General features: G+C 34.7%; 23 protein-coding genes. 16 read left to right on the forward strand and 7 right to left on the reverse strand.

Translation table 11 applies throughout. From position 1 onward, the window contains the following. Positions 1 to 52: 52 nt before the first annotated feature. The 9 genes from hppD to G9Q29_RS01750 all read left to right on the forward strand — a co-directional run bounded on the left by hppD (position 53) and on the right by G9Q29_RS01750 (position 12,209). Positions 53 to 1,213 carry a 4-hydroxyphenylpyruvate dioxygenase gene (gene hppD / locus G9Q29_RS01710; protein WP_166132778.1) on the forward strand — a complete coding sequence of 387 codons (1,161 nt, stop codon included), beginning with the start codon at positions 53 to 55 and terminating at the stop codon, positions 1,211 to 1,213. Between the two features lie 287 nt (positions 1,214 to 1,500). Continuing rightward, complete coding sequence (locus G9Q29_RS01715) at positions 1,501 to 2,271, forward strand: DUF3108 domain-containing protein (RefSeq protein ID WP_166132779.1); 771 nt, start codon at positions 1,501 to 1,503, stop codon at positions 2,269 to 2,271. Next, on the forward strand, positions 2,271 to 3,206 hold the full coding sequence (locus G9Q29_RS01720; protein ID WP_166132780.1) for a tryptophan 2,3-dioxygenase family protein: 936 nt from the start codon (positions 2,271 to 2,273) through the stop codon (positions 3,204 to 3,206). The genes G9Q29_RS01715 and G9Q29_RS01720 overlap by 1 nt, the downstream gene beginning before the upstream one ends. Before the next feature lie 59 nt (positions 3,207 to 3,265). Then, positions 3,266 to 4,447, forward strand: coding sequence for a M23 family metallopeptidase (locus G9Q29_RS01725; RefSeq protein WP_394367667.1), 1,182 nt, complete (start codon positions 3,266 to 3,268; stop codon positions 4,445 to 4,447). Between the two features lie 158 nt (positions 4,448 to 4,605). Then, positions 4,606 to 6,258: a glucose-6-phosphate isomerase gene (pgi, locus tag G9Q29_RS01730; RefSeq protein WP_166132782.1), complete on the forward strand. Its 1,653-nt coding sequence runs from the start codon at positions 4,606 to 4,608 to the stop codon at positions 6,256 to 6,258. 362 nt (positions 6,259 to 6,620) lie between these two features. Further along, on the forward strand, positions 6,621 to 9,968 hold the full coding sequence (locus G9Q29_RS01735; RefSeq protein ID WP_166132783.1) for a TonB-dependent receptor: 3,348 nt from the start codon (positions 6,621 to 6,623) through the stop codon (positions 9,966 to 9,968). A 50-nt stretch (positions 9,969 to 10,018) separates the two neighbouring features. After that, positions 10,019 to 11,047, forward strand: coding sequence for a fasciclin domain-containing protein (locus tag G9Q29_RS01740; protein ID WP_166132784.1), 1,029 nt, complete (start codon positions 10,019 to 10,021; stop codon positions 11,045 to 11,047). A gap of 128 nt (positions 11,048 to 11,175) precedes the next feature. Beyond that, on the forward strand, positions 11,176 to 11,598 hold the full coding sequence (locus G9Q29_RS01745) for a hypothetical protein (RefSeq protein ID WP_166132785.1): 423 nt from the start codon (positions 11,176 to 11,178) through the stop codon (positions 11,596 to 11,598). A gap of 83 nt (positions 11,599 to 11,681) precedes the next feature. Further along, positions 11,682 to 12,209: a septal ring lytic transglycosylase RlpA family protein gene (locus G9Q29_RS01750; RefSeq protein ID WP_166132786.1), complete on the forward strand. Its 528-nt coding sequence runs from the start codon at positions 11,682 to 11,684 to the stop codon at positions 12,207 to 12,209. Here G9Q29_RS01750 and G9Q29_RS01755 read toward each other — a convergent pair whose 3' ends face one another. Then, positions 12,210 to 12,677, reverse strand: a complete 468-nt coding sequence (locus G9Q29_RS01755; protein WP_166132787.1) for a CYTH domain-containing protein — start codon at positions 12,675 to 12,677, stop codon at positions 12,210 to 12,212. A 321-nt stretch (positions 12,678 to 12,998) separates the two neighbouring features. On the opposite strand from G9Q29_RS01755, the gene G9Q29_RS01760 reads away from it, so the two are divergent. From G9Q29_RS01760 to G9Q29_RS01770, 3 genes are all read left to right on the forward strand, one after another. Next, complete coding sequence (locus G9Q29_RS01760) at positions 12,999 to 15,083, forward strand: site-specific recombinase (RefSeq protein ID WP_166132788.1); 2,085 nt, start codon at positions 12,999 to 13,001, stop codon at positions 15,081 to 15,083. A 49-nt stretch (positions 15,084 to 15,132) separates the two neighbouring features. Beyond that, positions 15,133 to 16,215 carry a DNA polymerase IV gene (gene dinB / locus G9Q29_RS01765; protein ID WP_166132789.1) on the forward strand — a complete coding sequence of 361 codons (1,083 nt, stop codon included), beginning with the start codon at positions 15,133 to 15,135 and terminating at the stop codon, positions 16,213 to 16,215. A gap of 96 nt (positions 16,216 to 16,311) precedes the next feature. Next, entirely contained in the window at positions 16,312 to 16,827 is a 516-nt protein-coding gene (locus tag G9Q29_RS01770; protein ID WP_166132790.1) for a PAS domain-containing protein, read from the forward strand. A gap of 77 nt (positions 16,828 to 16,904) precedes the next feature. Here G9Q29_RS01770 and pyk read toward each other — a convergent pair whose 3' ends face one another. The 5 genes from pyk to G9Q29_RS01795 form a co-directional block, all read right to left on the reverse strand. Beyond that, a complete protein-coding gene (gene pyk / locus G9Q29_RS01775; protein ID WP_166132791.1) occupies positions 16,905 to 18,335 on the reverse strand; it encodes a pyruvate kinase in 1,431 nt (476 codons plus the stop codon). A 5-nt stretch (positions 18,336 to 18,340) separates the two neighbouring features. After that, positions 18,341 to 18,826, reverse strand: a complete 486-nt coding sequence (locus G9Q29_RS01780; RefSeq protein WP_166132792.1) for an IPExxxVDY family protein — start codon at positions 18,824 to 18,826, stop codon at positions 18,341 to 18,343. A 114-nt stretch (positions 18,827 to 18,940) separates the two neighbouring features. Further along, a complete protein-coding gene (gene rnc, locus G9Q29_RS01785) occupies positions 18,941 to 19,681 on the reverse strand; it encodes a ribonuclease III (RefSeq protein WP_166132793.1) in 741 nt (246 codons plus the stop codon). Between the two features lie 4 nt (positions 19,682 to 19,685). Next, positions 19,686 to 20,939 carry a beta-ketoacyl-ACP synthase II gene (gene fabF, locus G9Q29_RS01790; protein ID WP_166132794.1) on the reverse strand — a complete coding sequence of 418 codons (1,254 nt, stop codon included), beginning with the start codon at positions 20,937 to 20,939 and terminating at the stop codon, positions 19,686 to 19,688. Between the two features lie 177 nt (positions 20,940 to 21,116). Continuing rightward, positions 21,117 to 21,353, reverse strand: coding sequence for an acyl carrier protein (locus G9Q29_RS01795; RefSeq protein ID WP_007137004.1), 237 nt, complete (start codon positions 21,351 to 21,353; stop codon positions 21,117 to 21,119). Between the two features lie 176 nt (positions 21,354 to 21,529). Here G9Q29_RS01795 and purN point away from each other — a divergent pair, with 176 nt between their 5' ends. The 4 genes from purN (at position 21,530) to G9Q29_RS01815 (ending at position 25,647) form a co-directional block, all read left to right on the forward strand. Next, positions 21,530 to 22,120 (forward strand): phosphoribosylglycinamide formyltransferase, encoded by a 591-nt coding sequence (purN, locus tag G9Q29_RS01800; RefSeq protein WP_166132795.1) that lies wholly within the window; start codon positions 21,530 to 21,532, stop codon positions 22,118 to 22,120. Between the two features lie 2 nt (positions 22,121 to 22,122). After that, positions 22,123 to 22,605 carry a ribonuclease HI gene (gene rnhA / locus G9Q29_RS01805; RefSeq protein ID WP_166132796.1) on the forward strand — a complete coding sequence of 161 codons (483 nt, stop codon included), beginning with the start codon at positions 22,123 to 22,125 and terminating at the stop codon, positions 22,603 to 22,605. Between the two features lie 96 nt (positions 22,606 to 22,701). Next, positions 22,702 to 23,625, forward strand: coding sequence for a PfkB family carbohydrate kinase (locus G9Q29_RS01810; RefSeq protein ID WP_166132797.1), 924 nt, complete (start codon positions 22,702 to 22,704; stop codon positions 23,623 to 23,625). Between the two features lie 123 nt (positions 23,626 to 23,748). Then, on the forward strand, positions 23,749 to 25,647 hold the full coding sequence (locus G9Q29_RS01815) for an amidophosphoribosyltransferase (RefSeq protein WP_166132798.1): 1,899 nt from the start codon (positions 23,749 to 23,751) through the stop codon (positions 25,645 to 25,647). 359 nt (positions 25,648 to 26,006) lie between these two features. Here G9Q29_RS01815 and G9Q29_RS01820 read toward each other — a convergent pair whose 3' ends face one another. After that, positions 26,007 to 26,615 (reverse strand): superoxide dismutase, encoded by a 609-nt coding sequence (locus tag G9Q29_RS01820; protein WP_166132799.1) that lies wholly within the window; start codon positions 26,613 to 26,615, stop codon positions 26,007 to 26,009. Positions 26,616 to 26,664: the final 49 nt, after the last annotated feature.

Here is a 26,664-nt window from a genome sequence, read left to right on the forward strand (position 1 = left end):
CAATTCTTTTATGAGATTCCCGTCTAAAAAAGAATTTAAAAACAAATATAATATGTCAAAAGAAGTAAAATCAGTAGAGTACGGACTAGAAAAAATATTCGAAGGAGCGCAAGATTTCTTGCCACTTTTAGGAACCGATTATGTAGAGTTTTATGTAGGTAACGCTAAGCAGTCGGCACATTACTACAAAACAGCATTTGGGTACCAATCCTTAGCTTATGCCGGTCTTGAAACAGGAGTAAAAGACAGAACATCTTACGTTTTGAAACAAGATAAAATCCGAATTGTGTTAACTACGCCATTAACACAGGATTCACCTTTACATGATCATTTAAAAAAACATGGCGATGGTGTAAAAGTAGCAGCGCTTTGGGTTGAAGATGCTACAAGTGCTTACGAAGAAACCATGAAACGTGGTGCACGCTCTTTTATGGAACCAACTATCGAAGAAGATGAGTTTGGTCAAGTAGTACGTTCTGGAATTTACACTTACGGCGAAACCGTACATATTTTTGTAGAGCGTAAAAACTACAACGGTGTATTTTTACCAGGTTACAAAGAGTGGAAATCGGATTATAATCCAGAGCCAACTGGTTTAAAATACATTGATCACATGGTTGGAAATGTAGGTTGGAACGAAATGAATACTTGGGTAAAGTTCTACGAAGAAGTAATGGGATTTGTTAACTTCCTTTCTTTTGATGACAAACAAATCAATACCGAATATTCAGCCTTGATGAGTAAAGTAATGTCTAACGGAAACGGACGTATTAAATTCCCAATCAACGAACCAGCCGAAGGTAAAAAGAGATCTCAAATTGAAGAATATTTAGATTTTTACGGAGGTCCAGGAATTCAACACATCGCTATTGCTACAGATGATATCATTAAAACCGTGAGCCAATTAAAAGCAAGAGGTGTTGAGTTTTTATCAGCGCCGCCGCATACCTATTATGAAGCAATTCCAGAACGTTTAGGCGCTCACATGGGTATGATGAAAGAAGATATCAACGAAATCGAAAAATTAGCCATCATGGTTGATGCCGATGAAGATGGGTATTTGTTACAAATTTTCACCAAACCAGTTCAGGATCGACCTACCTTGTTTTTTGAAATTATTCAACGAATGGGAGCAAAAGGCTTCGGTGCAGGTAACTTTAAAGCCCTTTTTGAGTCAATTGAACGCGAACAGCAATTGCGAGGAACGCTATAAAAGTTGCTTTTTTTTACATTATGCAAAAAAATAAGCAACTTTAAACACTATTCTTTATTGATGATGTGTTAAACTTTATTTTTAGCCAAAATAACTGGATTTGTTAGCTACCTTTGCACTCGCAAAACGGAAGGGGTGGTTTCCTTCCGAGTTGATATAAATTTCATAGTTTATAGTTTTTTGGTTAGTTAATAGCATAAAAACTCAGTCTTTATTGGCTGAGTTTTTTTGTTTTGATATATTTGGAATAAAATTTGCACAAGCAGTTCTAAACGATACATCAAGTAATGAAAAAATTAATACTAATCTTTGTACTGCTACTTTCTTTAAGTTTTGATACGCCTCAAGAAGATGCCTACACTACTGGCGAATGGTTTAAATTAAGAATCCATTACGGATTTGTAAATGCCGGATACGCTACACTCGAAGTAAAAGATGCTTCTCTCAACTCCAAAAAAACACATCATATAATTGGTAAAGGGTATACCACTGGAATGTCTCGCTTTTTCTTTAAAGTTGATGACTTATATGAAACCTATATTGACAAAGAAACTCGTAATCCGTACCAATTTGTTCGAAAAATAAACGAGGGAGGATATGTTAAAAACCAAGAAGGTTTTATCAATCAAACCGCTAATAAAGTTACGGTTAAAGACTATAAAAATAAGACTGAAAAATCCTTTAGCGTTCCCAAAAATACACAAGACATTTTATCTACCTTTTATTATTTAAGGAATCATCCTAATATTGATAAGTTAAATGTAGGCGAATCTATCGCAATCGACATGTTTTTTGATGACGAAACTACTAAATTCAGGCTAAAGTTCATTGGTCGAGAAAATATAAGTACTAAATTTGGGGTCGTGCCTGCTATGATTTTTAGACCGCTCGTGCAATCTGGGCGTGTTTTTAAAGAGCAAGAAAGTGTTACCGTTTGGATTTCAGACGATGATAATAAATTACCACTTAGGGTAAAAGCTAGTCTTGCAGTAGGTTCCATTAAAGCAGATTTAGATGCATATAAAGGCTTGAAAGGAGCTTTCAAAACAAAAAAATAATGAGCAATACCGATCAATCAGAATCGATTCTATCAGCAATTGACCGTAAATACGAAGCTATAAATCAAAAAACAGAAACGCATCTCGAAGGTTTATTGTGGTCTAAACCCATAACGTATTGGGATTATATTCAAACCGATGCCTTACTAAATTTACAAGTGCAACGTACCGTTTTGCCAGACGAAATGGTATTTATCATGTACCACCAAGTCAACGAACTTTTGTTTAAAATGATTCTTTGGGAAATCAAACAAATAGCGTATCAAGACAATATTTCAACTGCTTTTTTTACCGAAAGATTGAGTAGAGTCAGTCGTTATTTTGATATGCTTACCACTTCATTCGATATTATGGGTAATGGCATGGAGGTTGATCAATACATGAAGTTCAGAAATACACTTACACCCGCCAGTGGTTTTCAAAGTGCGCAATACCGAATGATTGAATTTGCATCTACTGATTTGATAAATTTGATTGATGCCCGTTACCGAGAATCAATTGATCGTAATACATCTTATGAATTTGCGTTAGAACATTTGTATTGGCAAGCAGCTGGAAAAGATTACCACACTGGTAAAAAATCCTATTTATTAGAAGAGTTTGAGCGAAAGTACAAAAAAGACTTTTTAGCTCACATGGAAGAATATAATACGATTAACATTTGGCAAAAATTCAAACAGTTGCCTACTGAAGATCAAAAGAATGAAAAATTAGTGCAAGCCATGCGTCATTATGATCATACGGTAAACATCACATGGGTTATGCAGCATCTAAACACTGCAAAGAAATATATTGATCAAAGTGGGCAAGGAGACGGTGAGGCAACAGGTGGTAGTGATTGGAAAAAATATATGCATCCTAAATACCAAAGGAGAATTTTTTTCCCAGAGTTGTGGACTGATGATGAATTAGCCAATTGGGGAGTGGAAGCTTAGGTTGAATTAAAAAAGAAGGTTTGAAACAAATTTTTATAATAATATTAGTAGTGTTTACAATGGTTTCTTGTAAACAATCAGAAGAAGTAAACGAAGAAAAAAAAGTAACAATTGTTCCAAAAAAGGGAGAGTTCGGTTTTGTGTACGCTGATTTTAATGTGGTACACGACACGATTCAAAAAGGAGATACCTTTGGGACATTGTTAGAATCTCAAAATATTGGCGACCGACAAGTATACGATATCATCGCTAAAGTGAAAGATAGTTTTGATGTGCGGTCCATTCGTATTAACAAGCCGTTTACTTTGCTACGTTCTAAAAACAAAAAAAACGACCTTCAAGTTTTTATCTACCAACCCGATAATTTGAGTTACTACGTTGTTGATTTTAGAGATACTGCCATTGCTGTTTATAAAAAAGTAAAACCGGTTACTATTAAACGCCGCACCATTGGTGGTGTTTTAAAAGAATCGTTATCGGAAACCTTGGGTAACGAAAAAATTGAAGGCGCGTTGGCTAGTAAAATCGCTAAAATTTACGCCTATTCTATCGATTTTATGAAATTGAAAAAAGGCGATCGTTTTGCGTTGACGTTTACTGAACGGTATATCAATGACTCCATTTATGACGGTGTCGAAGAGTTAGAAGCTTCTTTTTTTGAATACCGGGGCAAAATAATTTACGCATTTGCATTTGAACCCAATTCCAATAGTGATAAAGTAGAGTATTACGATGAGCAAGGTAAAACACTCAAGAATTTCTTTTTAAAGTCGCCTATCAAATTCAGTCGTATTTCTTCTCGATTTTCATCCAGCAGATTTCATCCGGTACAACATCGCTGGAAAGCACATAAAGGAACTGATTATGCGGCTCCACGCGGCACACCTATAACTTCTACTGCCGGAGGTGTGGTTGAACAAAGCGGTTATACAGCAGGCAACGGTAATTTTGTTAAGGTAAAACACAACGGAACCTATTCTACGCAGTATTTGCACATGTCTAAAATTTTAGTTCGCCGTGGGCAACGTGTTACACAAGGACAAGTAATTGGCTTGGTTGGTAGTACAGGTTTAGCTACTGGGCCACATGTTTGCTATCGTTTCTGGAAAAATGGCGTACAGGTCGATGCGCTTCGATTAAAATTACCTTCGGGCGAACCGATGTCAGGTGCAAATAAAGATCGATTTATGAAGCAAATTACACCACTTAAATTTGAATTGGATAGCATTGCAAATTTATAATTTGCGGTTTTCTTAGGATCTGATTTTAAATACTGTTTGATTTTTTTCAAAATGCGGGTTTTTGCTTCATATTGTTATATCCTGATAGCGGTAGAAACGTTTCCAACATTTTTAAGTATTTTTGCAACACTTTTAATTTTACTACAAATACCAATTTAATGGCTTTACATACAATAAATCCAACGGCTACTGCTGCTTGGAAACAACTAGAAATGCACTTTCAAACTATGAAAGAGGCAAAAATGCAAGATTTATTTCAGCAAGATGCAACCAGAACAGCTCAGTTTAACTTGCAATGGAATGATTTCTTGGTAGACTTTTCTAAAAATATCATTACTAACGAAACACTTTCGTTATTACTTGAATTAGCCAATCAAGTTGGTTTAAAAGAAGCTATTGCGGAATATTTTGGAGGTGCGATTATCAATCAAACCGAAAATAGAGCCGTACTGCATACTGCTTTGCGTGCTCCTGCGGATGCTACTGTTATGGTTGATGGTATAAATGTAATGCCAGAGGTTAATGAGGTTAAAGCCAAAATTGAATCGTTTACCAATGAAGTTACTTCTGGAGCCCGCAAAGGATATACGGGTAAACCATTTACTGATGTTGTAAATATAGGAATTGGTGGATCTGATTTAGGGCCAGCGATGGTAGTAGAGGCGCTTGCGTATTACAAAAATCATTTGAATGTGCATTTTGTTTCTAATGTAGATGGTGATCATGTTCAAGAAGTAATTAAAAAACTAAATCCCGAAACAACACTTTTTGTAATTGTCTCAAAAACTTTTACCACACAAGAAACTTTAACGAATTCAGAAACTATTAAAAAGTGGTTTTTATCCGAAGAGTTTGGGACAAGTCAGGCTGATATTGCCAAACATTTTGTGGCAGTTTCAACCAATATCGAAAAAGTTACAGCTTTTGGTATTGATCCCGATGCAGTGTTCCCAATGTGGGATTGGGTTGGTGGTCGTTTTTCATTATGGAGTGCGGTAGGACTTTCTATCAGTCTATCTGTTGGATATGCTAATTTTGAACAATTGCTTTCAGGTGCAAATGCTATGGATGAGCATTTTAAAACTACCGAGTTTGATACTAATATTCCTGTAGTTTTAGCTTTGCTAAGTGTTTGGTACAATAATTTTTTTGGTGCCGAGAGTGAAGCGCTTATTCCGTACACGCAATATTTGCAAAAATTAGCACCTTACTTACAACAAGGCACCATGGAAAGTAATGGTAAAAGTGTGGGTCGCGATGGTCAAAAAGTAAATTATCAAACCGGAACCATTATTTGGGGAGAGCCGGGTACGAATTCGCAACACGCCTTTTTTCAATTAATTCATCAAGGTACCAAATTGATTCCAGCAGATTTTATTGGATATGTATCCTCTCTACATGGCGACGAAAATCATCATGATAAGTTAATGTCTAATTTCTTTGCACAAACAGAAGCATTGTTACACGGAAAAACGGCTGAGCAAGTTCAAGCTGAATTCGATAAACAAGGATTAAGCGAAGCCAAAGCAAATGAGTTACGAGCTTTTAAAGTTTTTGAAGGTAATAAACCGACTAATACAATCTTGATTCAAAAATTAACTCCTGCTTCTCTTGGTTCATTGATTGCTATGTACGAGCATAAAATTTTTGTTCAAGGTGTAATTTGGAATATTTTTAGCTTTGATCAATGGGGAGTTGAATTAGGGAAACAGTTGGCAAATTCTATATTAAATGAAATTGAGAGCAAGTCTGTTAACACACATGATAGTTCTACTACTTTTTTACTTGAATATTTTTTAAAAAACAAATAAATCAAAATTTGATTCATCAATTTGTTTGAAAACATTCTTGTTTTGAACTAATTACAAATAACAAAAGCCTCAATAAAATATTTATTGAGGCTTTTTTATGGTTAAGAGTCTCTTTTTAAATGATTTCAACTGAAAAATTGCATTTTTTTTACTTTATTTTATTCCTTAATATTTGCATTTAATTTATCAATTTATGTTTTTTATTGCGAATATTTTTAAAATTTCAATCGTTATAGTTTAAAATTAATTATTACTTCAATTTTTAATCCTTCCAAATTAGCTTTCTTAACCTTGTGTTAACTTACTAAACTAAAAATGTTATAATTTTGCCAAATATTTTTAAACTAAACAAAAAAGCAAAAATGAAAAGAATTATTTTTATTTTGATTATTTTCCTATCGGCTCTTGGTCATGCTCAGGTTACTACCTCGGCTATGTCTGGAACGGTTAAGTCAAATACTGGAGAGGCTTTACCCGGAGCCTCAGTCATGGTTGTTCACAAACCTACAGGCTCAAAGTATTTTTCTACAACTGATTTTGATGGTGGTTATTCAGTACAAGGTTTGAGACCAGGAGGTCCTTACACGTTGACTGTTACCTATATAGGGTATAAGACATCAGAAATTACAGAAATTAATGCTCCTTTGGGAAGCAATATAAGTGTAAATGTAGTTGTTCAGGAAGCTTCTAACACGCTTAAAGAGGTTGTTGTGGTTTCAAATAAATCGAACGGAGCTTTCAACAAAGGTAAAACTGGTGCTTCACAACAATTTTCTAACAGAGAATTAACAGCGATACCTGTAACTGGAGCAAGATCGATCAATTCGATAACTAAATACAATGCCAATGCAGGTGGCGGAGGTTCTTTTGGAGGACAAGATTCAAGATTGAATAATTTTACTATTGATGGATCTGTTTTTAATAATGGTTTTGGACTTGGATCTGATGCGCAAGCAGGAGGTAGAACAGGTTCGACAGCTATTTCATTAGACGCAATTGAGCAGTTGCAAGTAAGTGTAGCTCCATTTGACGTTCGTCAATCTGGATTTACAGGAACAGGAATAAACGGTGTGACTAGAAGTGGTACCAACGAAATAGAAGGATCTGTTTACACATCAACAAGAAGTAACAAGAAAGAATTTGTAGGTACTAAAGCTGGTCAAATTAGAATTGTACCTGCTAAATTTGAAGAAAATATTTTGGGTGCTAGAATTGGAGCTCCAATCATTAAAGACAAATTGTTTTTCTTTGGAAATTTTGAAACAATCAACAATTTAAGTCCAGCAACTACATGGACAGCAACAGGTTCTCCACAGCCAAGTGGACAAGTATCTGCTCCTACTTTTCAACAAATGCAGGCACTTTCAACTTTTCTACAAGAGAAATTTAATTACACTACAGGTCCTTGGGAAAACTACGATGCAGAAAGAATATCAAAAAAATTCCTAGCAAAAATTGACTGGAATATCGATGATAATAATAAGTTTTCTGTAAGATATGTGCATCATGACTCTTCTTCTGATGAATTAACTTCTAATTCTAATTCATTAGGATTTGGTAACAGAAGAACAAATGTTAACTCAATGTCATATAGAAATAGTGGTTATACAATTTTAGATAATACTAGATCTATCGTAGTTCAATTAGATAGTAAATTATCTAATTCATGGAGTAATAATTTCATTGGAGGTTATGACAAACAAATTGAAGATAGAGGTTTAATTGGTGGAGGTTTGTTTCCAACTATTGATATTAAAAACGGTACTGCACCTTCAGGTGGTAATGCAGGTACAGTAGGTAATTTGAATTTTATTGGTGCTGGTCTAGATCCATTTACACAAGGAAATAAACTTAATTATTCTACTTTACACTTCACGAATAATTTAACAAAAACAGTTGGAAAGCATTCGTTATTATTTGGTGCTAATTATGAGCATTTTGAATCAAGCAACTTGTTCTTCTCTGGTTCAAATGGAGTATTTATCTTCAACTCTTTAGATGAGTTTTATAGTGCAGCGAATGAGTCTATTGCTTTAAATGGTGCGCCTTCTGTAAACAATTTACCAGTAAGAACGCAATTCAGATATTCAGCTTTAGCTGGAGGTGCTGAGCCTTTACAAGTATTAAAATCTGATAAAATAGATTTATATTTTCAAGATGATTTTAAAGTTAGTGACCAATTAAGAGTTACTGTGGGTATAAGAGGAACAAGAGTTTCGTTTAAAGATACAGCTTTAGAGAACCCTTTAGTTTCAGGTTTAACTTTTGCAAACGGTGCTAAGTTCAATACTGGTGATATGCCAGATACTCAGTATTTGTTTGAACCAAGAGTAGGTTTCAATTTAGATGTTACAAGAGATGCAAGAACAATTGTTCGTGGTGGTTCTGGATTATTTTCAGGAAGACCTCCATTAGTGTTTCTTTCTAACGCAATTGGAAATAACGGTATTCTTACTGGTTTAGTAGACGCAAGTGATGCCAATGTTGGTTCTGGAGGATACGGTTTTACTGTTAACCCAAGTCAATATTTTACGCCAAGTACACCAACTTTACCAAGTACTATTGATTTAGCATTCACTGATAAAAATTACAAGTTTCCACAAGTTTGGAAAACAACAATTGCAGTAGACCAAAAATTACCATTTGGATTTACAGGTACAATTGAAGGTATTTTTAGTAAAAATATAAATGAAACAGCATATTCTAATGCGAATTTTGAAAATGCAGTAGGAACAATTAATGGGCCTGATAATAGACCATTGTTTGCTGGAAATGATAACGGTGTTAGAATAAACAATAATGTTATTAATGGTATACTTTTAAGTAACACTGATAAAGGATATTTTTACTCAACTACAATTAAATTAGAGTATCCTTATAAAAAAGGATTATGGGGATCTTTTGCTTATACGCACTCTCAAGCTAATGATTTGTTATCTCCAGGTTCTACAGCATCAGGTAGCTGGACTGGTGTTAGATCTATCAATGGTAATAATGACCAAAAGCTAGGATTGTCTAATAACAACACTCCTCATAGAATGGTAGGTATATTGGGTTACAAAATTCAATATGGAAATAAGTTAGGAGCGGCAACGTCAATTAATTTAGGTTACATCGGTGAGCAATCAAGTTCTTTCTCATACGTATATGGTGGAGACTTAAACGGTGATCGTATCAACGGAAACGACTTACTTTTTGTTCCTAATAAAGCTAGTGATTTACGTTTTGTTCCAATTACTCAAAACCTTGGTGGTTCTACAATCGTTTTATATTCAGAAGCTCAGCAAATGGAAGCTTTTGATAAGTTTATAGATCAAGATCCTTATTTATCTAAAAAAAGAGGTCAATATGTAGATAGAAATGAAAACTTATTGCCAATGCTACACAGAGTGGATTTATCTGTAACCCAAGATTTTTCTCTTAACATTGGAGGTAAAAAGAATAGTTTTCAATTTAGAGCAGATATCTTAAACTTTACTAATTTAGTAAACCGTTCATGGGGAGTTTCACAGAGAGCAACAAACACCAATATTTTGGTTGTAAATCAAGCTCCTAGTAGTACAAACAACTTTATCCCAGGTTACCAAATGGCTTTCCAAACGGATAATCAAGGTAGAAGATTTTTAGCAAAAGATACTTTCCAAAAAAATGCATCTGTATCTGATGTTTGGCAAGCACAATTTACGCTAAGATATACTTTTGGTAATTAAGAAAACAATAATTTAAATAACGCAGTACACAAACATTAAATAAAAAAATCATGAAAATAAAAAATCAAATTTTGTCTTTCGTAACTATGTTAGCTGTTGCTTTTGTGACATTCTCATGCTCGACTGATGAGCCAAAAGAGGTAACTCCTTTAAAATCGATCGTTGAAATAGCTAAAGCAGACCCTGCAAATTTCAGTATCTTAGTTGATGCTTTAAGAAAAACGGGTTTAGAATCTACTTTAACTAGTGCAGGATCTTACACTGTTTTTGCTCCAACAAATGCGGCTTTTACAGCTGCTGGTTATTCAAGTGCAAGTATTAATGCTTTAACAGCTCCTGCTGACAATACTGCTATTAATAATTTAAGATTAATTCTTCAGAATCACGTAATTGGTTTAGGAACTAGAGCTAATGATTTGTTAGCTGCTGGTTATACTAGAACTTTTGCAGCTGTAAGAGTACCTGCTTCGGCTTCTTCAAATGTTAACATCAATTTGTTTGTAAATAAAGTTGGAACTGATGTGCTTGTTAATGGCGGAGTTGCTAACGGTGGTGCTAAAGTAACTTCTGCAGATATAGAAGCTAGCAACGGTATCGTGCATGTTGTTGACGGTGTAATCTTGTTACCTACTATTGTAAGTCATATCAAAGCTAATCCAAATTTATCTTCTTTATTAGGTGTAGTTGCTTCAACTGCTCAAGCTTCAGTATTGACTACTCTTAACGGTGCAACTGCTGCAGCACCTTTAACTGTTTATGCTCCTGAAAATGCTGCATTTACTGCTGCAACTGCAACAAATGGTTACTTGGTTGGTAAGTCTGATGCACAAGTTACAAGTATCCTAAGATATCACTTAGAAAATGGAAATAGAGCTCCAAGTTCTACTACTTCATATTCTACATCTGCTGACGTAGCAATAACTACGCTTTTTACACCAAACAGATTTACAATTTTGCAAGGTACTGTTAAAATTAAAGATGTTGTAGGTACTACTAATGGTACTGTTAAAACTTTTAATATTCAAGGAACTAATGGTGTGGTTCAGGTAATTGATAAAGTATTACAGCCATTTCAATAAGAAACAGATTCGTTATAAAAAAGGCTGTCTAATTAAATTAGACAGCCTTTTTTTGTTTTATTGTCTTTTTGTATGTTTAGATTTTACACCTTTTTTTATTATATTTGTTTCAAACAAAATCAATACTTATGTATCAATTCATTCAAAAATTTCATTCTGGTTGGGCTTATTTAGCACTTTTAATTTTGGTAGTGGCAGTACTAAATGCTTTAATCGGTAAATTTTCAGGTAAAGAGTTCACATCTAAAGATAGAAAAATCGCTTTATTTGCTTTAATTGCTATTCATATTCAACTTTTAGTAGGACTCGTTTTGTATTTCGTTTCACCTCTAGGGTTAGAATCATTAGGGCAAATGAGTGATAAGGCTTTACGTCTTACTTCATTAGAGCACCCGCTAATCAACATAATTGCAATTGCTCTTATTACACTAGGATGGTCTAAACATAAAAAGTTAGTATCATCTGAAAGTAAGTTTAAAACATTTTCAATTTTTTATGGTGTTGGTTTATTTCTTATTTTGTTGAGAATACCTTGGAATTTATGGTTGTAATTAACCTATAGAAAGCTCTAGAAATAGAGCTTTTTTTTCTAGGTACGGTTTTTGTAAAATAGAGTTGAACTAATAAAACACATATGAAAATAGCATTTACTTTATTATTTAGTATCGTAGTATTGCTGCGGGTAAGTGGTCAAACTAGCACCGCAGAGAAGCAGACTAAAATAAATCAAAAGTCTACTTTAGATAAAAATATCACTACAAAATTAGCTGTTGAAAAGGATACAGTTAAAAAAATAAAAGCAACGACAGTCATTCCAGAAAAAACTGCTGATAGCGTTTTGGTTTATTCAGGTGTTTTTAAACCTTATAAAAAGCTGGTGCACGCTTCTTACTATGCTGATAAATTCAATGGCAAAAGAACTACCAGCGGTAAAAAATTTGATAATAATAAGTATACCGCTGCACACAAAAAACTTCCTTTTGGCACCAAAGTGCGTATCACCAACGAAAAAAATGGAAAGTCAGTAGTTGTCGAAGTAATAGATCGTGGTCCATTTGTACGCTCAAGAGAAATTGATCTTACCAAAAGAGCCTTTATGGAAATCGCTTCCAATAAAGCAAGCGGCGGTATGATCGTGACCATCGAGGTACTCAATAATTAACTACCAAGAACTAAAAGGTAGTTGACTCAAGTAGGAGTTGTAGTAGCGCTTATCTCCCGTAACTTCAATACCCAGCCAATCTGGTATTTCAAATAATTCTGTCTCCGTTTCGAGCTCAATTTCGGCAATAATCAATCCATCGTTTGCGCCGTGAAAAACATCTACCTCAAACGTATGTTTTCCTAAATAGATTTCGTAACGTGTTTTTTCTATAATTCCGCTTTCGCACAATAATAATAATGCTTTAGCATCTTCAACTGCTACTTCTTTCTCCCATTCAAAACGGGACAGTCCACTAGCACTGCTTTGTCCCTTTATGGTCAAAAAAGCTTGATCGCCTTTGGTGCGTACCCTTACGGTTCGCAGTGGATCTGAGTTTAAGTAGCCTTGTGCTATGTGTTTTTTAGTCGTTGATTGGTCAATAAAGGCATCGTTCTTCACCAAAAATTTTCTTTCAATTTCAATCATTTTTTTTGTTTTTAGTAGCTTTCTCCAGCTATTCGTTTCAATTTACAACTGCTCAAATTTTTTTTCTATAGCAAAAAAGTAGCTTCTTGGGTCGCTCTTTTTTGCTAGAAAAATACAATTTGCGTTCTTGTAAATTTACACTGCTATCTGGGCTAGGTTGCGTTGCAAATATAGGAGTTTTGTTTTTGCACGTGCTATATTCATTCCTTGTCAATATTAAAGTTCTGATAGTACCTTTTAAAAATAGATGTTTTTAAAAATAGAATAATTGCGCCATAAATTGGCTCTCGATTTGTATTTTTACAGAAATTGATTTGCACCATGAAATTATTTCCTAAAACCAATGCGCATCCTACCATAGCGGGTATTTTGACCGAGTTTTTTGGTGTTGCCCAATCATGGCGCGAAACAAATGATCCCTTAGAGCCTTTGGTGGAGTTAATAGGTTTGATTAGACCAAAATCGACTAAAAATATTCAAACGGTAGATATTTCGGAAGTCATTGTTTTTTTGCAAAACAATTTTGCTTGTCGCAAGCAGTTTTCTATCTATTTAGCCGAAATTTTTGCAAATAAAAAATTCAATAAAATTTTAGCTGATGCTGCAATTTTGCAAGATGCCGATTTCTTTTTTGAAGTTAAAAAACGCATTTTCGCTAAGTTTTTGCCCTACCAACCTCAAAAGGATACACTTGAATATATTTTTAATCAAGTTTTTTATCTTGCTAATGATGGAATTTGGATTTCTAAAATCCCAATGCAGCAATTACAAGAATTGAGTGATTTGCTGAAATTTAAATCTATTTATGACGATGTTGAGCCCAATTCTGTTTTAAGTGAATTGCTGGTAGCCATGCATTTGCTTACCCAAAGAATTAGTGGGCGAGCGATGGAAACCGATGTGATTAAAATGGTACCTGAATTCGAAAATTTAGAGAGCCCTTTTTCTGCCTTCGAAAAGGAATTGTTCCTTATTGAAGATCGGATTAAAGAGTCTAAAAAACATTATATATCTTCTGATGATTTATCATACGCTCAGTTACTTGTTTTGTATAAGCAGTGCGAAGACTTTGTAGACACCGCCTTTAACAATAGTTCTAAATATGGCATTTCGCTTCGTGTCAATCAAAATTTATTAAAAATTAAGCAGCAATTAGTGCGACTTAAATTTTTAATTTCCTTGTTGGTTGTTGATGATGAGAGACATAAAAAACTCAACGGTATTAGTCTGGTGCTTCAGCTCATTAAGTACAACTGTTATAAAAACAACGTTCGAAAATTTATTGCCGAGAGTACGCAATTAATATCCTATGAAATAACGCAGCATACTGCTAAAACAGGAGAACATTACATTACCGAAAGTAGAAAAGAGTACTATAAAATGTTCCGAACTGCTGTTGGTGGTGGCTTTATTGTTGGTATTTTATGTATTATAAAAGTTTTGTTGTCAAAAGTAGAAACTAGTTTTTTTGGCCATGCATTTTTGTATAGTATGAACTATGCTTTTGGGTTCATCACTATTTATTTATTAGGCTTTACCTTGGCCACCAAACAGCCCGCAATGACAGCAGCGGCACTTATCAAAGCGCTCGAAGATGGTGTAGTTAAAAAAGGGAAAGATGCCGAAAAGTACAAAGCGTTTGCCATATTATTTGCTCGAGTATTTCGTTCTCAATTTATTGCCTTTGTTGGCAACGTGATTATGGCTTTTCCGGTTTCTCTTTTAGGAATTTGGCTTATTGATCATTATTTAGATTATAATATTGCAGCCACTAAATGGAAAACCTTGGTTATTGATTTGAGTCCGATACATTCACTAGCAATTGTTCATGCTGCAATTGCAGGTGTTTTTCTGTTTTTATCTGGGATTATTTCGGGAAGTGTTGCCAACAGAGACAAACACAACCAAGTGTATTTTAGAATAAGTGAACATCCAGTTTTAAAAAGGTATTTCGGGAAGAAAAAAACCACTCGATTTGCGCAGTTGTATGAAAAAAAATGGGCAGGAATTATATCTAATTTTTGGTTTGGTGTATTCATGGGTAGTACGGCCTCGATCGGTTTATTTTTGGGGCTTAATATCGACATTAGACACATTACTTTTGGTAGTGGTAATTTGGCGCTAGCCATGTATGGAGCTAATTACGAAGTTCCAAGTGATTTATTGATTTGGGGGATTTTTGGAATCGGTATTATTGGTTTGGTCAATTTTATGGTGAGTTTTAGTTTGTCCCTCGGACTAGCATTTCGATCAAGAGCAATGTCTGTATTTGAGTTACGTTTTGTAACTATTTCCATCTGGAGGCATTTTAAATCTAGTCCCTTTAGCTTTTTCTTTCCAACCGAAGTTAAAGCTAAATCAGCCGTAATTGAAAATTACTTACACGTTGATGAATCCACAAAATAATAATTTTTTATTAGAACGCTGATTGGCAATTCGTCAACAAATAGCAATTATGAGTGAAATTGTTTCTTACCGAAAAATTATACATGTCGATATGGATGCTTTTTATGCCTCTGTAGAGCAAATGGATAATCCGGAGTTACAAGGAAAGCCTATTGCCGTTGGTGGTTCAGAAAATCGTGGCGTGGTTGCGGCTGCAAGTTATGAAGCTAGAAAGTTTGGTGTTCGAAGCGCTATTAGTGGCGTTTTGGCCAAAAAGAAATGTCCAGATTTAGTGTTTGTACGCCCGCGATTTGATCGTTACAGAGAGATTTCGGGTAAGATTCAGAAAATATTTTATGAGTATACAGATCTAGTAGAGCCCTTGTCATTAGACGAAGCTTATCTCGATGTTACTCATAATAAAAAAGGTAATCCTAGTGCCAGTTTGTTGGCCCAAGAAATTCGAGAGCGAATTTTTAAAGAAGTTGGTCTTACCGCATCTGCGGGTATATCTGTAAATAAATTTGTTGCCAAAATTGCCAGCGACTACAATAAGCCAAACGGTCAAAAAACAGTTAATCCTGATGACGTTTTACTTTTTTTAGAGGAATTACCTATTCGTAAGTTTTATGGCGTGGGCAAAGTGACCACCGAAAAGATGTATCAATTAGGAATCTTTACAGGACGGGAACTCAAAAGTAAATCTTTAGAATTTTTAGAAAAACATTTCGGTAAAGCCGGTCACTTTTATTATGATGTAGTGCGTGGTATTCACAATAGTGAGGTCAAATCACATCGCATTACCAAATCGGTTGCTGCAGAACATACTTTCGATGTCAATCTATCTTCGGAGGTTTTTATGATGGAGCAATTGGAAATTATCGCAAACTCTTTAGAAAAAAGACTAAGAAAACACAGTTTAGCTGGTAAAACAATTACTTTAAAAATTAAATACAGTGATTTCACTCAGCAAACTCGCAGTAAAACCTTGCCTTATTTTATAGCCGACAAAGCGTTATTAATTGAAAATGTAAAAGAACTGCTGTATCAAGAACGTCTCAAAGATTCGGTACGCTTGTTAGGTATTTCGCTTAGTAATTTAAATAATGAAGAGAAAAAATTTGTTGTTGTGCAGTTAAAATTTAATTTTTAAGTGACGTAGAGGTCGTTCAACAATGGTTAAAGTTGCATTAATCCTATTGTATGTTTTTAAATAAATATACATTTGACCTATCTAATGAAAATGAACATGAGCACTTTACATCAGTACGATTCAGCTATTGCCAATTATTACAACGCAATGCGCGTTAAAACGCTACCACTTTATTCCTTTGATTTTCACCATGAATACCGCAAAGATTTGCAAAATATTTTTGTAGACAGCGTAAGGTTAAGGGCTATCGCTCAAGATAACAAGTGGGTTGCAAATGACTGGGATTTACAAGAAAAATTAAAAGAGGAAGTTGTAATTGTTACTGATGCACAATTAAAAATTGTTTTTGCATCGCATAACATCATCAAGATGAATGGTTATGAAGCCGATGAAGTAATTGGTAGAAGTCCTAAGATGTTTCAAGGAGAAGCCACTAATCATATTACTTCAAAAGAAATTCGTTTGGCCATTCAATCCCAACAATCATTCGAAAAAGTGGTTATGAATTATAAAAAGGACGGCAGTATTTACGCTTGCACAATTAAAGGTTTTCCAGTTTTTAATATCAAAGGAGAATTGAGTCACTATATTGCTTTTGAAAAAGCAGCATAAAAAAACCTCTCTAAATAGAAAGGTTTAAATAAAATCCATCTTTAGGTTTAAAGATGGATTTTTTTATTTTTACTGAATTATTCTATTTCAGACACACGTAAGGTATTTACCATACCTTTGTCCTTGATTGGCATTGCAGCAAGGTTGATTAAAAAATCACCTTTTTCAACAAAACCTTTTTGTCTTGCAATTTCATTTACGTCAGTTACTGTGTCATCAGTACTTACATCTTTCTCGTACATGAATGATTTAACTCCCCAAAGTAGATTAAGCTGCGTTAAGATGCGTCTGTTAGATGTAAATACCAAAATATGTGCATTAGGTCTCCATGCAGAAATTTGGAAAGCTGTGTAACCACTGTTGGTTAAGGTGCAAATTGCTTTTGCTTTGATTACGTTGGCCATTGTGGCAGCGTGATGACAAATTGTTTTTGTGATAAAACGTTTGGTCTTGATTTGCGGTGTATTTTGTGGTACTTGAATTAGCGGAGAATCCTCAACTGCTTCAATAATTTGTGTCATTTTTTGGATAACTTGCACTGGGTAATTTCCCGCTGCAGTTTCTCCAGAAAGCATTACAGCATCTGCACCATCCATTACAGAGTTGGCTACGTCATTCACTTCAGCACGAGTAGGAGTTAAACTAGTAATCATAGTCTCCATCATTTGAGTAGCAACAATAACCGGAATACGTGCTGTTTTGGCTCTACGAATTAATTCTTTTTGAACTAACGGCACTTCGTGTGCAGGCAATTCAACACCTAAATCACCACGTGCTACCATTAATGCATCGCAATAGGCAACAATTTTATCAATGTTTTCTAGTGCCTCTGGCATTTCGATTTTTGCAACGATCGGAATTTTATACTCAGAATGTTCTGCAATAAGTTCTTGTAAATCTTGTAAATCTCGTGGTGTTTTTACAAATGATAAAGCAATCCAGTCAACATTCTGACCAATTGCAAAAATAGCATCTGCAATATCTTTCTCTGTCATCGCAGGCAACGAAATCTTTGTATTAGGAAGGTTTACTCCTTTTTTAGATTTTAATTCACCACCTTGAATAACTTTTGCTAAAACTTCTGATTTTTTATCAGTTTCAACAATTTCAAAAATCAGTTTTCCATCATCTAATAATATGCGCTCTCCAGGATTTACATCGTTTGGAAAGTTTTGGTATTTCATGAATACTTTTTTCGCAGTACCTAAAATATCCTCTGCGGTAGTAAAAGTTATTAAATCACCATCATTTACTACAACGCCTTCTTCCATTACTCCTACGCGTAACTTCGGCCCTTGTAAATCGGCTAAAATAGCAGTAGTGTATCCAAATTCTTCATTCAATCCACGAATAAGTTGTATTCTCTCTTTAACATCCTCGTAGTCTGCATGCGAAAAATTAATTCGAAACACGTTAACACCTGCGTCAATCATATCTTTGATGATCTCTCTTGTACTACATGCAGGCCCAAGTGTGGCTACAATTTTCGTTTTTTTGTTTGTAAGCATTTTTATTAAAAAATTAAATTGTTTTTAGCTTTTATTTGATTCGTATCGATAGTGTATACTGTTGATACGTTTTCAATTGTATTTAATGTGCTTTGTATGTCGGCAATATCAATGCATTCATTATTTTCTATTTTTAAAAAATAATCGACTTTTTTAAATTCAGGGAGCAGAAATATTTTCGTCGATACTTCCATTACCACGTTTGAAAATAAATTTTGAGTCGTGATTGCTGCAATTTTTTTGACCTCATTTTTGTTTTGAACCAAATCCCAGTTAACTTCATTTTCTGAATCAAAATAAGAAAATCGTGAAAAAAAAGTCTCTCCTTCCTTATTATTTACCGGGATATCAATACTGCTTTTTTCTAAAATAATGGGCAGTTTTTGATTAATGAAGTAAGCCAAGCGATAATCTTCAACTAGGGTATGAATCGCAATGAGATGGTAATCTATTTCGTCAAATTCCCCGAGATTCAGTTTATGAATAGCCATTCCGTTAAAAAATAAGATGTAAATATACCATTTCTATTGAAGTGTATACGCCTCAAAATAAGATGTTTTTGTTAATTTATGAACGAAAACGATATAGTTTTGTAGAAATTACTATTATTTTCTATCCATTTTTTCTTGAAATGCAAAATAAGCACGTTGGGATGCTTTTTCTTCTGCTTTCTTTTTAGAGGTAGCTCTTGCTTTGGCAATTACTTTATCATCAATACTTAGTTTCACACCAAACAATCTTTGTCCATCCATCGCATTGTCTTCATAGATGTCATAGTGAAAGGTTTTCTTTTCTTTTTGGCACCATTCAATAATCAAGCTTTTGTAACTTATTACTTTGCCTTCTAAGCGAGAAATATTAACGTAGGGTTCGATGACTCTTTTTTGAATGAATTTTTCGCATGCATCATACCCTTTATCTAAATAGATTGCTCCAATAAGCGATTCAAAGATATTACCGTGTATGTTTTCACCAAAATGTTGAACGGGTACTTTACTTTCAATAAATTGTATTAAGTTTAAATCTTTGCCAAGTTCATTTAGATGTTCGCGACTAACAATTTTAGAACGCATTTTGGTGAGATAACCTTCGTCACCTGTTGGGACTTCATTGAATAAATGAGCGGCAATAACTGCGCTAAGCATGGCATCACCTAGAAATTCTAAACGCTCATAACTTACTGGATTTCCTGCAGAATCAATGCGGTTGCTGGAACGATGCGTAAAGGCTTTAGAATAAAAATCTAGATTTATAGGGTCAAAGCCAAGTATTGTGGCAATTGAATTAAAAAAAATCCCGTTTTCTTTCGAACGGGATTTTGAAAATATTTTTCTAAGTATGCGCATACAATTAGATCTCTAATTTTTTAACCAAAACGCAAGCATTATGACCTCCAAAACCAAAGGTGTTGCTCATAAGTACTTTTACGTCTCTTTTTTGAGCAGTATTGAAAGTGAAATTCAATATTGGGTCAATGTTTTCGTCACTTGTTGTATGGTTGATAGTTGGAGGAATTATTCCGTATTTTAATGATAAAATAGATGAAATTGTCTCAATAGCTCCAGCTGCTCCAAGTAAATGGCCTGTCATTGATTTGGTTGAATTCAGATTCATTGTGTAAGCATGTTCTCCAAAAACGTGTAAAATTGCTTTCGATTCAGCAATGTCTCCCAATGGAGTTGATGTTCCATGCATGTTAACACCATCTACATCTGTTGGTTGTAAACCTGCATCTCGTAAACAATTCAACATTACATTTTTAGCACCTAAACCTTCTGGATGCGGTGCTGTAATATGGTGTGCATCTGCTGACATTCCGCCTCCGCCAATTTCACAATAAATAGTGGCACCACGAGCAATTGCATGTTCGTACTCTTCTAGTACTAATGCTCCAGCACCTTCACCAAGTACAAATCCATCACGGTCTTTGTCCATTGGTCTTGAAGCTGATTTTGGATCATCGTTTCTAGTTGATAAAGCGTGCATCGCATTAAATCCACCCATTCCTGCTATTGTCACTGCGGCTTCAGATCCACCAGTAACCATCGCATCGGCATGACCTAAACGAATGTAGTTGAAGGCGTCAATAATAGCATTTGTTGATGAAGCACAAGCAGAAACCGTTGTAAAATTCGGGCCTCTGAATCCGTATTTAATAGAAATGTGTCCGCCAGCAATATCAGCAATCATTTTTGGGATAAAAAACGGGTTGAATTTTGGTGTCCCATCTCCGGCTGAAAAATTAAGAACTTCTATTTGAAACGTCTCTAAACCTCCAATTCCAGAGCCCCAGATCACGCCTACTCGGTCCTTGTCTAAAGTATCAAAATCGAAACCTGCATCTTTCACCGCTTCTTCAGAGGCAACCATGGCGTATTGTGCATAACGGTCCATTTTTCTTGCTTCTTTACGATCGATAAAGTCTTCAACATTAAAGTTTTTAACTTCACAGGCAAACTGCGTTTTAAATTTGGAGGCGTCAAAATAGGTTATTGGTGCAGCACCGCTTACTCCATTTATCAAGCCATTCCAGTATTCTTCAATAGTATTTCCAATAGGAGTTAGAGCGCCTAAACCTGTTACAACCACTCGTCTTAATTCCATAAACTCTTTATTTCGTTATCTTTAAACAAATAAAACCCATGCTGATACTGTATAAATACTACAAAATAGCTATGGGTATTACAATAAATATCTTTCGATTGAATGTCAATCTTGAATTTAATTTCTTAAAAAAAATAATAACACCCGTATACCAATAGTGTACGGGTGCATGTTTTATTATTTTTTAGCTTCCTCAATGTAAGAGATTGCTTGACCTACAGTAGCGATGTTTTCTGCTTGATCGTCTGGAATTTGAATGTCAAATTCTTTTTCGAACTCCATAATAAGCTCAACAGTGTCTAATGAGTCAGCTCCTAAATCATTAGTGAAGCTTGCTTCTGTTACAACTTCGTTTTCGTCAACGCCTAATTTGTCTACGATAATCGCTTTTACTCTTGATGCAATGTCTGACATAATCTTTAATTTTAGAATTTAATTTGTTGGCAAAAATAAAAAACTTTATTTTAAAACAACTATTTAGTTAATAAATGTGACATCTAATTTATGAAATATATTTAAACAAAGCCGAAGCATTGCTATTTAATTTCATTTATTATGCTTTTTTTTGTGCTCTTAAAACTGATGATTTTATGAAAAAGATAGTTGTTTTTGCTTCTGGATCGGGGACTAATGCCGAAAATATTATTCAATATTTTGAAAAAACAACGTCGGGCAGAGTAGTAGCTGTTTTTTGCAATAATGCGCAAGCTCTTGTGCTAGAAAAGGTAAAAAAGTATGCTATTTCGTCTGAAATTTTTTCTAAAAATGATTTAAATGAAGGTTTAGTTTTGCAAAAAATAAAAAATTTCGCTCCAGATTGGATTGTTTTAGCAGGTTTTCTTTTAAAATTTCCTTCCAATTTAATTGATGCTTATCCTGATAAAATAATTAATATTCATCCTGCATTATTACCAAAGTATGGAGGAAAAGGAATGTATGGCATGCACATTCATGAGGCGGTTGTAGCTAATAAAGAAGTTGAAACTGGTATCACTATTCATTATGTTAATGAAAATTATGATGAAGGAAATATCATTTTTCAGCAAAGCGTAATTCTCACACCAACAGACAATGCTCATGATGTTGCCGTTAAAATTCATAAACTAGAGCAAGAGTATTTTCCGAAAGTGATAGAAGATTTGCTTTTAACTACTGCTAGTGCAGAGAATAAAGAAGGTTAAAGATGACTACGCACGATGTACATATTTACACAGATGGCGCTGCCAAGGGAAATCCGGGCAATGGTGGTTATGGTGTTGTGATGGAATGGGTGGGTAAGCCTTATAAAAAAGAATTTTATGAAGGTTTTCGGAGGACGACCAATAATAGAATGGAACTTTTGGCAGTAATTGTAGGCTTAGAAAAACTTAAAAATCCTGGTACAAAGGTATTGGTTGTATCTGATTCTAAATATGTTGTCGACTCTGTTGAAAAAAAATGGGTGTTGGGTTGGGAAAAAAAAGGCTTTGCTGCTAGGAAAAATGCCGATTTGTGGAAACGTTTTTTAATAGTTTACCGCAAACATCAAGTCAATTTCAAATGGATAAAAGGTCACAACAATCATCCTCAAAACGAAAGGTGCGATGAGTTGGCAGTGATGGCATCCATGCAAAAACAACTTTCAATTGATGCTTTTTATGAGCAAGAAGATTCAAAATTGATCTGATTTTTTTTTCAAAAAGAACCACAATATTACAGTTTCAACACATTGCAACTTTACAACTTATAAACTATCTTTGCCCCTTAATTCGAAACGTATATAATGAATAAATTATTGATTGTTGGAACTGTAGCTTTCGACGCGATTGAAACTCCTTTTGGAAAAACAGATAAAATACTAGGTGGAGCAGGAACTTACATTGGTTTATCAGCTTCGTTTTTTAATGTGCAATCAGCCATTGTTTCTGTAGTTGGAGACGATTTTCCGCAAGAATATTTAGATTTATTAACTGCTAGAAACATTGATATTTCTGGTCTTGAAGTGGTGCCTGGTGGTAAAACTTTCTTTTGGAGCGGTCGTTACCACAATGATTTAAATTCAAGAGATACCCTTGATACACAGTTGAATGTCTTAGCTGATTTTCAGCCAAAAGTGCCTCAAGATTTTAAGAATGCTGAGATTGTGATGTTAGGAAACTTACATCCATTGGTACAAAGCAGTGTTTTAGATCAAATGGAAACGCAACCAAAATTAGTAGTTTTAGATACTATGAACTTTTGGATGGATTGTGCTCTTCCAGAATTACTTGACGTAATCAAACGCGTTGATGTAATCACTATTAATGATGAAGAGGCTAGACAACTTTCTGGAGAATATTCATTAGTAAAAGCTGCTGCAAAAATCCACACCATGGGTCCTAAATATGTGGTTATTAAAAAAGGAGAACACGGAGCGCTTATTTTTCATAATAAAGAAATTTTCTTTGCACCAGCATTACCACTTGAAGAAGTATTTGACCCAACAGGAGCAGGAGATACATTTGCAGGAGGATTTGCAGGTTATTTGACACAAAGCGAAAACATCTCTTTCGAGAATATGAAAAACGCAATCATTCACGGTTCAAACTTAGCTTCTTTCTGTGTAGAAAAATTTGGTACTGAAAGAATGCTTGCTTTGAATAAAGAAGAAGTGGTGTCTCGACTACAACAGTTCAAATCATTGACACAATTTGATATCACACTATAATACAAGAAACCTCGGAAACGGGGTTTTTTTGTTCCGTAAATTCAGTGTAAATTTTATTTAGTAAACTGAATTTATGTTGGTTAACTTATTATTACAACAACACAACAATACAAATTACTTACAATGAGCGATGCTTTAAAACACGAATGTGGAATAGCCTTAGTTAGATTACTTAAACCGCTTGAATATTACAAAGAAAAATACGGAACTGCATTTTACGGTATCCAGAAAATGTATCTTTTAATGGAAAAGCAGCATAACCGCGGACAAGATGGTGCTGGTTTCGCCAGTATAAAACTAGATGTCGATCCGGGAGAAAGATACATCAGTAGAGTTCGCTCCAATCATGCGCAACCTATTCAAGATGTTTTTAAGCAAATCAACGATCGTATTAACGAAGAAATGGAAGCCCATCCAGAGTACGCTGATAATGTGGCCTTGCAAAAACAAAAAATTCCATACATAGGAGAATTGTTTTTAGGACACGTTCGATACGGAACTTTTGGTAAAAACAGTATCGAGAGTGTACACCCATTTTTACGTCAGAACAATTGGATGCATCGCAACTTAATTCTTGCTGGAAATTTCAACATGACCAATGTGAAAGAGTTGTTCCAGAACCTAATTGACTTAGGGCAACATCCAAAAGAAATGGCGGATACGGTGACGGTGATGGAAAAAATTGGTCATTTTCTAGACGATGCCGTTACTGATTTGTACCAAGATTGTAAAAATGAAGGATTGACTAAAAGAGAAGCGTCTCCCGTAATTGCAGAACGATTGGATGTAGCTAAAATTTTGGCACGTGCAGCTAAAAATTTAGATGGAGGGTATGCCATGGCTGGACTTCTTGGTCACGGTGATTCTTTTGTATTTAGAGATCCTGCCGGAATTAGACCTGCTTACTTTTATCAAGATGATGAAATTGTGGTGGTAGCTTCAGAGCGACCAGTGATTCAGACGGTATTTAATGTTCCTTTCGAGTCGGTTCAAGAAATTGAGCCAGGAAATGCATTGATTATCAAAAAGAATGGCACGATTTCTATGAAAGAAATTTTGCCTCCAACGGTTAAAAAAGCGTGTTCATTTGAGCGCATTTATTTCTCAAGAGGTAGTGACGCCGAAATTTATCAGGAAAGAAAAAATCTAGGGCGTTTAATTTTGCCTGCCGTTTTAGAGTCTATCGATGAAGATACGGACAATACTGTTTTTTCATACATACCAAACACTGCTGAAACTTCTTTTTACGGTTTGGTCGAAGCGGCTCAGGATTTCTTGAACCAACGAAAAAATAATTTTATCCTAGAAAACAGAAATACCTTGACCAAAGAGTCTTTGCAAGAGTTATTGTCTGTAAAAATTAGAACTGAAAAAGTAGCAATTAAAGATGCTAAGCTGCGAACTTTTATTACCGAAGATAGTAGTAGAGACGACTTGGTTGCACACGTATATGATGTTACTTATGGCGTAATCAAACCAACTGATAATTTGGTTATTATTGATGATAGTATTGTACGTGGAACTACTCTTAAAATGAGTATTATCAAAATGATGGATCGCTTGAATCCAAAACGAATTGTAATTGTTTCATCTGCGCCACAAATACGTTATCCAGATTGTTATGGTATTGATATGGCCAAGTTGGAGGGGTTAGTTGCCTTTAGAGCTGCGCTTGAACTATTGAAAGAACGCAATTTGTATCATATTGTAGATGAAGTATATGCTAAATGCAAAGCACAGGAAAATTTCAAAGATAGCGAGGTAGTCAATTATGTTACTGCTATTTATGAACCATTTCATCCACAGGAGATATCAGATAAAATTTCCGAGATGTTAAGTTCACCTGAAATTAAAGCCGAGGTAAAAATTATTTTTCAAACAGTGGAGGATTTGCATATAGCTTGTCCTAAAAATTTAGGCGATTGGTATTTTACAGGAGACTATCCTACTCCAGGTGGTAATCGTGTGGTAAATAGAGCCTTTATGAACTTTTACGAAGGGAAAGATGCAAGAGCGTACTAATAAATCGATTCGAAATAGTTTTTAATCGGTTTTATGAGTTGTTAGTCTAAAATATTTGCAGTGATTGAAGCACTGTTATACATTTGAAGAACCATAATATTAGTAGGTTAAATTTATGGTAGATTTGGGGCAAAAAGGGTGGAAGAGATTCCACCTTTTTTATTGGAATAAAGTCAAGGTAGTGAATAGAAATAAGGAAATCGAGAAAGATATAAAGACGAGCAAATTAAGTTTTTTGGCTCGTCTTTTTTTTGTGAAAAAGTTTTAAAAGAGAAGTCAACTTTAGTTTAAAAACAAAAAATAGACGAACAAACTCAAGGTTAATTCGTCTATTTTATATATTCTATTGTCCTAGAAGACTATTTCTCTAAAGCATATCTTCTTGAAACTTCAGTCCAATTGATTACGTTGAAAAATGCTTCAATATAATCAGGTCTTCTGTTTTGGTAGTTTAAGTAGTAAGCATGTTCCCAAACGTCCATTGCCAAAATAGGTGTTCCGCCACAGCCTACTCCTGGCATTAACGGATTGTCTTGATTTGGTGTACCGCAAACCTCAAGTTTTCCTCCTTTTTGTACACAAAGCCAAGCCCATCCTGAACCAAACTGTGTAGCACCCGCTTTACTAAAACTAGCTTTAAACTCTTCAAAAGTCCCAAAAGCAGCTTCAATTGCTGCTAATAAATCTCCTGTTGGTAAGCCGCCACCGTTAGGTGTCATTACAGTCCAAAACAAGAGGTGGTTGTAAAAACCTCCACCATTGTTACGTACAGCAGCGTTTTTTAAATCTAGGTTTATTAAAATATTTTCAATGGTTTTACCTTCCATATCTGTTCCTGCAATGGCAGCATTCAAATTGGTTGTGTAAGCATTGTGGTGCTTAGAATGGTGGATTTCCATTGTACGAGCATCAATATGTGGTTCTAATGCATCGTATGCATAAGGTAATTGTGGTAATTCAAAAGCCATAATATGTTTGTTTTATAAGTGAATTAATTTAATAGTCAAATTTACTCAT

The organism is Flavobacterium turcicum (assembly GCF_011365745.1).
GTDB classification, from domain to species: Bacteria; Bacteroidota; Bacteroidia; order Flavobacteriales; family Flavobacteriaceae; genus Flavobacterium; species Flavobacterium turcicum.